The organism is Micromonospora luteifusca, assembly GCF_016907275.1.
Taxonomy (GTDB): domain Bacteria; phylum Actinomycetota; class Actinomycetes; order Mycobacteriales; family Micromonosporaceae; genus Micromonospora; species Micromonospora luteifusca.
In genome coordinates, this window is record NZ_JAFBBP010000001.1 from 2,984,529 (window position 1) to 2,996,078 (window position 11,550).

The 11,550-nt window shown below is 70.3% G+C and carries 9 protein-coding genes and 1 rRNA gene; 4 read left to right on the top strand and 6 right to left on the bottom strand.

The window, feature by feature from the left end:
- Positions 1-13: 13 nt before the first annotated feature.
- Complete coding sequence (locus tag JOD64_RS13355) at positions 14-775, top strand: M23 family metallopeptidase (protein ID WP_204942524.1); 762 nt, start codon at positions 14-16, stop codon at positions 773-775.
- A 1-nt stretch (position 776) separates the two neighbouring features.
- Positions 777-1,850, top strand: a complete 1,074-nt coding sequence (locus tag JOD64_RS13360; protein ID WP_204942525.1) for a PHP domain-containing protein — start codon at positions 777-779, stop codon at positions 1,848-1,850.
- Between the two features lie 12 nt (positions 1,851-1,862).
- Here the strand turns inward: JOD64_RS13360 and JOD64_RS13365 are convergent, their stop codons facing one another.
- Positions 1,863-2,843: a DMT family transporter gene (locus tag JOD64_RS13365; protein WP_204942526.1), complete on the bottom strand. Its 981-nt coding sequence runs from the start codon at positions 2,841-2,843 to the stop codon at positions 1,863-1,865.
- Positions 2,844-2,973: 130 nt separating this feature from the next.
- Here JOD64_RS13365 and JOD64_RS13370 point away from each other — a divergent pair, with 130 nt between their 5' ends.
- Positions 2,974-4,644 carry a DUF885 domain-containing protein gene (locus JOD64_RS13370; protein WP_204942527.1) on the top strand — a complete coding sequence of 557 codons (1,671 nt, stop codon included), beginning with the start codon at positions 2,974-2,976 and terminating at the stop codon, positions 4,642-4,644.
- Positions 4,645-4,716: 72 nt separating this feature from the next.
- Here JOD64_RS13370 and JOD64_RS13375 read toward each other — a convergent pair whose 3' ends face one another.
- The 3 genes from JOD64_RS13375 to nudC all read right to left on the bottom strand — a co-directional run bounded on the left by JOD64_RS13375 (position 4,717) and on the right by nudC (position 8,671).
- Positions 4,717-6,285 (bottom strand): DUF6114 domain-containing protein, encoded by a 1,569-nt coding sequence (locus JOD64_RS13375; RefSeq protein WP_204942528.1) that lies wholly within the window; start codon positions 6,283-6,285, stop codon positions 4,717-4,719.
- Positions 6,286-6,703: 418 nt separating this feature from the next.
- Positions 6,704-7,327, bottom strand: a complete 624-nt coding sequence (locus JOD64_RS13380) for a DUF6230 family protein (protein ID WP_204942529.1) — start codon at positions 7,325-7,327, stop codon at positions 6,704-6,706.
- Positions 7,328-7,750: 423 nt separating this feature from the next.
- Positions 7,751-8,671 carry an NAD(+) diphosphatase gene (gene nudC, locus JOD64_RS13385; RefSeq protein ID WP_204942530.1) on the bottom strand — a complete coding sequence of 307 codons (921 nt, stop codon included), beginning with the start codon at positions 8,669-8,671 and terminating at the stop codon, positions 7,751-7,753.
- Between the two features lie 182 nt (positions 8,672-8,853).
- Here nudC and JOD64_RS13390 point away from each other — a divergent pair, with 182 nt between their 5' ends.
- Positions 8,854-10,674, top strand: coding sequence for a VanW family protein (locus JOD64_RS13390; RefSeq protein WP_204942531.1), 1,821 nt, complete (start codon positions 8,854-8,856; stop codon positions 10,672-10,674).
- On the opposite strand, the gene JOD64_RS13395 is transcribed toward JOD64_RS13390, so the two are convergent.
- The gene (locus JOD64_RS13395) at positions 10,647-11,273 is read right to left on the bottom strand and encodes a hypothetical protein (protein WP_204942532.1); all 627 of its coding nucleotides are present in this window, start codon (positions 11,271-11,273) and stop codon (positions 10,647-10,649) included. The genes JOD64_RS13390 and JOD64_RS13395 overlap by 28 nt on opposite strands.
- A gap of 137 nt (positions 11,274-11,410) precedes the next feature.
- A 5S ribosomal RNA gene (gene rrf / locus JOD64_RS13400) occupies positions 11,411-11,527 on the bottom strand.
- Positions 11,528-11,550 lie beyond the last annotated feature (23 nt).

The following is an 11,550-nucleotide window of genomic DNA, read 5'->3' on the forward strand; positions in this document are numbered from 1 at the left end:
CCAGGATGACCGGATGCCCTCGCCGACGATCAGCCGCCGGGTGCGTCCGGCGTACCCGATCCTGCTGCTGCTCGCCCCGGTCCTGGCCGCCGGCTGCGCGACCACCCGGCCTGGCGTGCCGGCCGACGGCACCGCACCGACGGCGCCGGCGGTCTGGGCGACCGCCGACCAGCCGGTGTCGCCGTCGGCCGCACCGCCGGTCGTCCCGGCCCGCCCCGCGCCGTCGTCGGCCAGACCGTCGGCGCCGGCACCCCGCGCCGGGCTGCGGCATGTCTTTCCGGTACGCGCCGACAACGTGGACTATCACCCCACGCACGGGGCATACCCGGCCACGGATCTTTTCGCCGATTGCGGTGAGTCGTTCGTCGCGGTGACCGACGGGAAGGTGCTGGAGGTGAGTCGCGTCGACAGGTACACGAAGCGTGGACCGCAGGGCCCGGAGAACGGCGGCCTGTCGGTCTCCCTGCTCGGCGACGACGGGGTGCGTTACTACGGCTCGCACCTGAGCGTCGTGTCCAGCGGTGTCGACGCCGGGGTCCGCGTCCGCGCCGGGCAGCAGCTCGGCAAGGTGGGACGCACCGGCAACGCCAACAACGTCTGCCATGTGCACTTCGGCATCTCGCCGCCGTGTCCGGGCAAGGACGGCTGGTGGATCCGACGCGGGGTGCTCTGGCCGGCGCGTTACCTGGATTCCTGGCGGAGTGGCGGCAATCGGGAACCGGCCACCGAGGTCGTCGCGTGGCAACGCAAAAACGGCTGCCCGAAGGCTCCCTGACGTGACGAGCGCCCGGGATCCCATCGCCGACCTGCGCCGGATCGCGTTCCTGTTGGAACGGGCGAACGAGGCCACCTATCGGGTACGCGCGTTCCGGTCGGCGGCGAAGGCGTTGGCCGGCCTGCCGGCTGAGGAGGTGGCCGAGCGGGCCGGCAACGGCACGCTCACCAAGCTGGCCGGGGTCGGTGACGTCACGGCCCGCTGCGTGGCGGAGTCGCTGGCCGGTGAGGAGCCGGTCTACCTGCGCCGGCTGGTGGCGACCGAGGGCAGCGATCTGGACGCCGAGGCGACGGCGCTGCGCGCCGCCCTGCGGGGCGACTGCCACACCCACTCGGACTGGTCCGACGGTGGCTCGCCAATCGAGGAGATGGCGCTGGCGGCGGTGGAGTTGGGCCACGAGTACATGGTGCTGACCGACCACTCGCCCCGGCTGACGGTGGCCCGAGGACTGACCGCGGAACGCCTACGCCGGCAGCTCGACCATGTGGCGCAGGTCAACGCCGCCCTGCCGGAGGGTTTCCGGATCCTCACGGGGATCGAGGTGGACATCCTCGCCGACGGCTCGTTGGATCAGGACGATGACCTGCTGGCCCGGCTGGACGTGGTGGTCGGGTCGGTGCACAGCGGCCTGAAGGACGAGCGGTCGAAGATGACCCGACGGATGGTGACCGCGGTCGCCAATCCGCACCTGGACATCCTCGGCCACGTCACCGGCCGGATGGTGTCGTCCCGCCCGGCCGGGGTGACCGGTCCGGGTGACCGGGGGCACCGCGCCCGGACCCGGGCGGAGAGCGACTTCGACGCGGACGCTGTCTTCGCCGCCTGCGCCGAGCACGACACCGCCGTCGAGATCAACTCCCGGCCGGAGCGGCAGGATCCGCCGAAGCGCCTGATCCGCCGCGCACTGGAGGCCGGCTGCCGGTTCGCCATCGACACGGACGCGCACGCGCCCGGCCAACTCGACTGGCAGCGGTTCGGCTGCGAGCGGGCCGCACGCTGCGGCGTCCCCGCCGACCGGGTGATCAACACCTGGTCGGCGGAGCAACTGGTGCAATGGACGCGCGACCGGGGCTGAACGACCCGGCTGTCAGCGGCTGGCGGGCTCGGCGGCGGGTGCGGTGGGGGCTCCGACCCCGACCACCGGGCGGACCTTCCGACGGCCGAACAGACCCTGCGCGACCGCGACCCCCAGCAGCACGATGAGCGCACCGACCGGTTGGTGCCAGTTGAGTCGCTCGTCGAGCGCCACGGCTCCGATCAGCACCGCGAAGATCGGGATCAGGTACGTGACGGTGGACGCGGTGCTCGCGCCAGCCAACCGGATGTTGCGCATGTTGATGACGAAGGCAAGCCCCGTGCCGAGCGCGCCGAGGGTCAGCACGCTGGCCACCACCCCCGGCGACAACTCGGTGGGCAGCGGCGGCAGGCCGGCGACGAACGGGGTGACGATGGCCAGCTGCCCGGCGGCGAGCAGCAGTTGCGCGGCGGAGAGCGACAGGCCGGAGTACGCGCTGCCGGCGACGAATTTCTTCTGGTACGGAATGGCAACGCCGTAGCAGGCAGCCGCGCCGAAGCACATCAACTGCCCGGTGAAGTGCGCCCCGCCGATGCCCTCCCAGACTCCCAACACGACCAGCACCCCGAGGAAGCCCAGCCCGAGCCCGACCGCGCGGCGCACGGTCAACCGCTCGGTGCGGAAGACCAGCACCGCCAACGGCAGCACGATCAGAGGCGTGGTCGCGTTCCAGATGCCAGCAAGCATCGACTCGACCCGCTGCTCGCCGTAGCCGAACAGGGTGAACGGAACGGCCACGCCGAACGCGGCGACGACAGTCAGGTGCGCCCAGACCCGGGGCTCGCGGGGCAGCCGGTCGCGTAGCACGGCGAGGACGACCAGCAGGGTGAGCGCGCCGGCGACCACCCGGTAGAGGGTGAGCTGGACCGGGTGCAACTCGGCCACCCCGATCTTGATGAACAGGAAGCTGGAACCCCAGATCGCGGCGAGGGCCAGGAAGCCCGGCAGCCAGGCGCGAGCCGGTGCCTTGTCAGGGGTGATATCGGCAGTCACCCCTGACACTCTGCCGGAACCCTCCGACAAAGTCGTGCGCCTTTCGGACCTCGCGCCCCCACCACGCCGGTGGCCTGAACACGACAAACGTCGTCGACACGGGGGCAGGGTGGTCACGTAGGGTCGCAGCGTGGGACGAATCGATGAAATTGCCAACCGTTACGTGGCCGAGTGGGCGCCGTTGAGCCCCACTGGCGCGACCTACGTCGGCATCGCCGGCCATGACGACCAGCTCGACGACCTCTCGCCCGAGGGTTACCAGGCGCGCGCGGACCTCACCCGCCGGACGCTCGCCGAACTGGAGGTGACCGAGCCGCAGACCGAGACGGAACGGACCGCCAAGGAGGCCATGCAGGAACGGCTCGGCCTGGACCTGGCCCGGTACGACGCGGGCGAGACGACAAGCGAAATCAGCGTGATCGAGAGCGGGCTCCACGAGATCCGCATGGTGTTCGACCTGATGCCGACCGCGACCAGCGACGAGCAGGCCAATATCGCCGCCCGGCTCAACGGCTTCGCCGGCGCGCTGGAGAGCTACAAGACCACGCTGCGCGAGGCGCTCGCCGCCGGCAAGGTCAGCTCGAAGGTGCAGTTGGTCGAGGTGGCCAAGCAGTGCGACATCTGGGTCGACCCGACCGGGGACAACTTCTTCCACGGGCTGGTCGAGCGGCTCGGCGCAGAGGGCACGCTCGGCGCCGAGCTGCGTCGGGGTGCGGCCGCGGCGACCGCGGCCACCGCCGAGTTCGGCCAGTTCCTACGTGCCGAGCTGGCCCCGCACGGGCGGGACAAGCAGGCCGCCGGCCGGGAGCGCTACGAGCTCGCCTCGCAGTACTTCCTCGGCGCCAAGGTCGACCTGGACGAGACGTACGCCTGGGGGTTTGCGGAGCTGGCCCGCCTGGAGGCGGAGATGCGGGTCGTCGCAGGACGCATCGCCCGCTCCGGTGCCACCGTCGACGAGGCTGTCGCCAAGTTGGACGCCGACCCGGCCCGGACCATCCAGGGCAAGGAGGCGTTCCGGGACTGGATGCAGGCGCTCGCCGACAAGGCGATCGCCGAGCTGCACGGCACCCACTTCGACATCCCGGAGCAGGTCCGCCGCATCGAGTGCTGCCTCGCCCCGACCAGCGACGGTGCCATCTACTACACCGGGCCGAGTGAGGACTTCTCCCGCCCGGGCCGGATGTGGTGGGCGGTGCCGCAGGGCGTCACCGACTTCTCCACCTGGCGAGAGGTGACCACGGTCTACCACGAGGGCGTGCCGGGTCACCACCTCCAGGTGGCGCAGACCGCCGTCCGGGCCGACCTGCTCAACCGCTGGCAGCGGCTGCTCTGCTGGGTCTCCGGGCACGGCGAGGGCTGGGCGCTCTACTCGGAGCGGCTGATGGACGAGCTGGGATACCTGGAGGACCCGGGCGACAAGCTGGGCATGCTCGACGGCCAGGCGATGCGCGCAGCACGGGTGATCGTCGACATCGGCATGCACCTGGAGCTGGAGATCCCCAAGGACAACCCGTTCGGCTTCCACCCGGGCGAGCGGTGGACGCCCGAGCTGGGCTGGGAGTTCATGCGGGCGCACTGCCGGGTGCCGGACGAGAACCTGCGCTTCGAGCTGAACCGCTACCTGGGCTGGCCGGGACAGGCGCCGTCGTACAAGGTGGGTGAGCGGATCTGGCTCCAGGCCCGGGATGACGCCAAGGCCCGCAAGGGTGCCGATTTCGACCTGCGCGAGTTCCACCGGCAGGCGTTGGACCTGGGTGCTCTCGGTCTCGACCCGCTGCGGAAGGCACTGGCCCGGCTCTGAGTCACAAACGGTTCCGGGCGTCGGCGGTACGACGAGCCGCCGGCGCCCGGGACCATCGGACCGGTGTGCCGCTCAGCCGAGGGTCAGCGCCAACGCCGGTCGGGCGGTCAGCGTGTCACTGGTGACGTACGCCAGATCCATGACCGGGTCGGTGAACGTGATCGGAACGGGCGAGGTGATCGGAATGCCGTACGGCAGCGGCAGATCGGGAGTTAGCGTGATCTTGATGCCGAGCAGCCGGCCGACGAACCGGGTGGCATAGAAGGCCACGTGCCCGCTAACGGTCAGTCGGTTGGTCGCGTACCGCTGGTTGCGCCCCTCGGGGCCGTCGGCGCGTAGCAGGAAGTCGTCGGTCACCGCCTCCCGCATGCTGAACTTCAGCACCTTGAGGTCGCCCTTCACGGTGCTCAGCTCGGTGATCCCCTCGAACCGCAACTCGGTCATCCGGACCGACGACCCGGTGAGCTTGGACGGCGTCTGAGCCACCATCGGCAGGCCCGGATCGGCGGCGATACGCGGCAGCGGTTTGCCCGGTTCCACCGTGGCCGGCTTGTCGGGGGCGGTCGTACCCGGCTCGCCGGGCGCCGTCGTGCCCGGCTTGGCTGGGGTCGTCGCGCCCGGCTCGCCTGGGGTAGGCGGCGGGCAGTTGGTGGAACCGGGGCGGGTCGTCGGCGTCGGGGTTGGGCTCGTTGATGGTGTCGGGGTCTCCCCGCCGGATCCACCAGCAAGCAGGTCGCCGATTCCGCCCAGGATGTCGGTGACCACATTGCCGCCCTGCTCCGGGCTCGGGGTCGGCGTAGGCGTGGCCGCGCTGGCGCTGGGCGACGGACTGCTGGACCGGGACGGGGTAGGGCAGGCCATCGCGGCGGGCCGGGCCGAGGCGGCCTGCACCGGTCGGGGTTGGAAGGCCAGTCCAGCGGCGGCTAGACCGAGCACCACGAGAACGATGCCGAAGGCCCGCGGGTCAGCGGAACGTCCCGGCCACGCTGGCGGCACGCCCTCGTCGGACGCCTGGGCCCCGGTGAGGTGATCGGCCGGCTCGACGTTGGCCGGCTCGACGTTGGCCTCCGTGACGTCGACCGGCGCAACGTCGACCCGCGTCACATCGGCCTGCCCGACGTCGGCCTGCGCGACGTCGGCCCGCGCGACGTCGGTCTCCGCGGCATCGGTCTCCGCAGCATCGGTCTCCGCAGCATCGGTGTCCGCCAGGGACGGCGCGACGTCGGCCCGCGGTGTGGTGGGAGGTGCTGGTCGGGTCGGCGTCCAGGCGAAGGCGAGGGCGCTGCCAACGATGCCGAGCAGCAGACCGACGAAGAAGCCGCCGAGGTTGAGCCCGATCAGCGAGTAGACCGCGGTCACCGCCGCGACGACCGAGTAGAACAGGCGCTGTGCCGGAGTGAACCAGAGCAGCAGGCCACAGGTCACCAGGATGACCGGGATCAGCAGCGAGAGCAGGCCGCTCGCCCCACTGTGGAAGCTGAGGCCGTTGAGGGTCACCCGGGTGGAAGCGAACATCTCCAGCCCGGCCAGAGCGGTGAGCAGACCGCCCCAGAACGGTCGGCTGCGCTGCCAGCGGCGGAAGAGCCGCCACGCCTGAGCCGGGCCGCCGGGCCGGGCGTGCGACGGGTTCGCGGTTGTCACGTACTCCTCCTGACGGAGCGGGGACGGGAACACGGGCCAGGCCCGCAACGGTGGGGCGTAGGCCCGATGATCCACTCCACTTCGACGATGTGGCGGCATCCAGCCTTCGGGACACCGCAACATCGGCGATCTGGAGTCGTTCATTGCCCAGCGCTGCCGCAGCCTGACGGCGGATGCCCTCGGCGTGCGCGTCGGGCGGTCACTGACCAAAGCGCCCTCGGCGGACGGCCCCAGACCAGCGGCGCCCTCGGCGTGCGGCCCTCGAGCAGCGGCCCTCCACCAGCGGCCCTCGACCAGCGGCACACTCGGCGGACGGCCCCAGACCAGCGACACCGTCGGCGGACGGCCACCGGTCAACAGCTAGTTCGACGAGGACACCGCGGGCCGCGGTGTGGGGCACCGCGAGCCACGGCTCACCTCAGAAGCACTCCTTGCCCTTGGCGTCTTCACCCACGTTGACCTTCAGCCGAAGGCCGACCAGGTTGAAGGTGGCTGCCGTGGTGTAGCGGGACACCTGCTGCAGGTTGGTGATGGTGACGTGTTCGGAGTTCTGCCCGAACGAGCCGGCCTGCGCCGTCGCGTTCAGGTCGGTGGCGTCCCGACCGATCTTGATGTTGGTGAAGGTCGCGTTGCCGTTCAACGAGTCCATTGCGATCAGCAGGTCCTTGGCCCGTGCGGGCTCCTTGCCCTCGCCGGCGTTGATGGTGAGCACCACCGGCAGGCCGGGCAGGTCGGCGCGGACGGACTGGCAGAGGCTGTACAACTCCGCGCTTCTGATCTCGGAGAGGGCGACCGGGTGGACCTGCCCGGATTTTCCGTCTTTGCCCTTCTCCCGGACGATGCCGCCGTACTGCTTGAAGCCGTCGCCCTCGAGGCGATCGGCTCCAATCTTGAACGTCTGCCCGGAGACCGTGATGTCGGACGCGATCGCGCCGGTCGACATTCCGAACAGGATGGCGCCTGCGGCGGCTGTGGCGGGCACCATCATGGCGACGAACCGCCACCACCGGGTACGGCCCTGATTGTCAAACCGATCCTGCACGGATTCCTCCTCGAGGTGGATGCGCGCGGGTCGCCGGTCCCGATCTGGCGGCCTGCGCCGGGCCCGTCATCTGTTACTGGCGGGTAACGATCGGGCTTGATGGTGCACCCACTGGGGCGCAGCTCACAACCCCCCCGATTACTCGGCGGTAGCAGGAGGGCGATCCAGCAGTAGCAGCACGGCGTCACACCGAGTTGGCTGGCCGGATACCGAAACAGTCAAATGCCTACGAAAGATGTCGCAATCAACAGAGTTGGATGCGCACCGTAACGGCGTATTGACTGATTACAATAATGTAACGAACGTAGAGCGTAAGGCTCCGTCCCGGCAAGCGTCCCCTGTCGCACGCGGACCGTCGGATCGATCGACCCATCCGAACATCCCGAATGACCGAGGAGTACCAGGTAGCACCAGCCCAACGGGTCAGGGTGCCGTGGCCAACCAGTCCTCCAGAAGGCGGTGGTCGATCGAGTCCACCCGCCCGAGCGTGCGACCGGCAGCCACCCGGTCCCGCAACTCCGCCCGGGTGAACCAGCGCGCCTCCAGCAGTTCGTCCCCGTCGACACGTACCTCGTCGGACGTGGCGGTGGCCCGGAAGCCCACCATCAGGCCGGCGGGAAACGGCCAGGCCTGCGACCCCTGGTAGGTCACGTTGGTGACGGTCACACCCGCCTCCTCGGCCATCTCCCGACGGACCGCGTCCTCCAGACTCTCACCGATCTCGACGAAGCCGGCCAGCGTCGAGTAGGCGTCCTCGGGTGCGCCCGCGTGCCGGGCCAGCAGGCAGCGCCCCGGCGGGCCGGGGGCCTCGACCAGCACGATGATCGCCGGTTCGATCCGAGGGAACAGGAGACGCCCGCACTCCCCGCCGGCGCAGGTCCGCACGTGCCCGCCGCCGTCGGCGACGGCCGGCGCACCGCACGTTCCGCAGAATCGCTGCTGGCGGTGCCAGTGCAGCAACCCCCTGGCGTACGCCTGGACGGCCGCGTCGCCCGGTTCGAGCCGCCCGACCAGTGCCCGTACGTCGACGGACCGCGCCGCGCCGGCCATTTCGGTGGCGGCCTGCTCGGTGAGTGTGGACAGGTCCGCGGCGAACACGGCAACGTCCCCGTCGAGCCCCAGGAAGACCGTCTCGCTGGCAGCGGACAAGATGAGAGACGCGCGCTCCGCGGTGAGCCGGACCGGGCCGTCCGCGTCGACGAGACAGCGGTCCCGCCACAGCGGCAGCACCACGGTGGACGATTCGGTGCGCAACGCGCTCAACCGGGTCGGATCGGTGCGCAGGGGGCCCGCCCGGTCCAACCACCCGCCGCCGTACGCCAACACCCGCTCCGCAGTGTCCACCCGGCCACCGTGCCACGTCTCTGGTCCGCCGCCGGCACCGCCCCCGGGCCCGTGTGACACGCCGGGCGACACGCGGTAGCAGCGCCTGGTGGGCGCAGCCCACAAGGACGGCCGTGCATTCGTTACCGTAGGTGCCTCCGGGAGGGGGGACCTCCCGCGGCACCCTGGCGATCGAGGTTGCAGTGACGCTGTACGGCGAAAAAACTCCACCCGCCGACGACCGGCCCACCGTGCAGGTCACTGCGGTCACCTGGCCGGACGACGGCCCGGACCCGGTGACGGCACCTGCCGCCGGTGACCCGGAGGCCGGCCCGAGCCGCCCCCGCCGGATGCGGATGCTGCTCGCCACCGGCGTCACCGGTGGCGTACTCGCCGCCGTGGCCGGTGCCGGTGCCTGGGCGTACGCCGGGGACGTGCCCCGCGGCACCAGCGTGCTCGGCACCGAACTGGGTGGCCGGAGCCGCGCGGACGCCGACCGGGAGTTGCGGGCGGAGCTGGACCGGCGCGCGGCGGCGCTCGCGGGTCCGTTGAAGGTCACCGTCGACGGGCGTAGCGCCGAGATCAACCCGGCCGACGTGGGGCTGGCCGTCGACGTGCCGGCGACCCTCGCGGCAGCGGCTGCGGCCGACGCGCACGCGGTCAGCCGGCTGGTCGGCTCCCGCACGGTCGATCCGGTGGTCACCGTCGACGTGGACCGGTTGGACGACGCGCTCCGCAAGGTGCTCGGCGAGAAGGCCCAGGGCATGACGATGCCAGCGATCACCTACCAGGGCACCACCCCGAAGGTCGTGCAGCCCAAGCCCGGGCTGGCCCTGGAGCCGCAGCGCTCCGCCGAGGTGGTCCGCGCCGGCTGGCTGGCGGGCACCCCGGTCACCGTGCCGCTGGTGGAGCGCCACCCGGCGACCACCCCGGAGGAGTTGGACCGCCTGGTCAACGAGTTGGCGAAGCCGGCGGTCGCCGCACCGGTCACCCTGCGTACCGGGAAGGGCTCGGTGAAGGTCCCGCCGGCTGCCATCGCGAAGAGCCTGCGATTCACCGCCGACAAGACCGGCAAGCTGACCCCGTCGGTGGACGTCAAGCAGCTGCGGGCTGCGCTCGGCGACAACCTGGCCAGCATCGAGGTGCCGCCGAAGAACGCCACGATGACGATCTCCGGTGGCCGGCCCACCACCACCGACGGGCGACCCGGTCAACAGCTGGATACCGCGACCCTGGGTCAAGACCTGCTGGCGGTGCTACCAAAGTCGGACGGCCGCGAGGTAACCGGCGAGTTGAAGCCGGCGCCGCCGGAGCTGACTGCGGAGAAGCTGTCCGGCCTGGGCATCAAGGAGCGGGTGTCCACCTTCACCACCCGCTTCACCGGTGGGATGGCCTCGTCGCGCAGCCAGAACATCGCGACCATCGCACGGCAGGTGGACGGCACAGTCGTCCTGCCCGGAAAGACGTTCTCGCTGAACGGTCACACCGGCGAGCGCGGCTACGCCCAGGGCTACCGGGACGCACCGGTCATCCTCGGCGGCAAACTGGTGCCGGGCGTCGGGGGCGGCACCTCGCAGTTCACCACCACCCTGTTCAACGCGACGTACTACGCCGGGCTGGAGGACGTCGAGCACAAGCCCCACTCGTACTGGTTCGACAGGTACCCGGCGGTCATCGAGTCGACGATCTTCTGGCCGGACCTGGACTTCAAGTTCCGCAACAACACCGAGTACGGCCTGCTCATCGACACGTCGTACACGTCGAGCACGATCACCGTGTCGATCTGGAGCACGAAGATCTACGACAGCGTGAAGACGGAGTACGGGACACGCCGCAACATCACCACGCCGAAGCAGATCCATCTTGCACCCGGCCCCTCGTGCATCTCGACCAACGGCATCAACGGCTTCACCCAGGACGCCTTCCGGATCATCAAGAAGGGTGGCGCGGTGGTCAAGCGGGAGAAGTTCACCTGGCGCTACGACGCGGAACCCCGCTACGTCTGCGGGCCGAAGCCCTCCTGAGCCTCGGCCGTCCGCCGCACGACTCGAACACTCAGGACCGCCGTGACCACGGCCAACGCCGTCCCGGCGGTCCAGAGCGGATAGGCCACCGGCCGGGTGTCCAGCGAGGTCTCGTGGAACCTGCCGCCGTCCGAGGTGGCCCAGCGGTACAGAAAGCTGAGCAGGTAGAGAACGACAGTGCCGAGAACGGTCGAACACCACGTTCTCATTGTTCGGGCCGGCGGCCACGGCACTGCGTCTCCCAGCCACTGCGCTGTGCGCCGCACGTAGTACTGCCAGGTGACGACGGCGGCGACTGCGGCAATCGAGGCGAGTATCCACAGCCAGTCCGCCGCGACTGTCACGAAGCCGTACGGCAACGGCTCACTCAGGATCGTGTACGCGTACCAGGCAGGCGCCACGTCGACGTTTCCGTGGGTTGCCACCTCGATGCGGGCCTCGTAGTGCCCCACTCTGAGGATTGCGCGAACCACGTCGACGACCCCCCACAGGGTCAGCGCGATCACTGCGAGCCGGGCGGTGCCCTGCAACCCGCGCCGCGGCTGCGGCGATGTACGCGGCGGCGTTTCACCGGATGATTCGGCGGTGGGTGGCGTCACGGTCACGTTCCCGCTTCGAGAGTCACACGAAAGTATTGACTGTCGTCAGGCGCTCGCGCGACCCCGTGAGTCCGGACGTCTGGGTCCGAGGACGCAGAAAGGGCCACCCCGTTGGGGGTGGCCCTTTCTGAAAGATTGTCCGGCGGCGTCCTACTCTCCCACACCCTCACGAGTGCAGTACCATCGGCGCTGGAGGGCTTAGCTTCCGGGTTCGGAATGTGACCGGGCGTTTCCCCTCCGCCATGACCGCCGTAACTCTATGAACATATCAAACAAC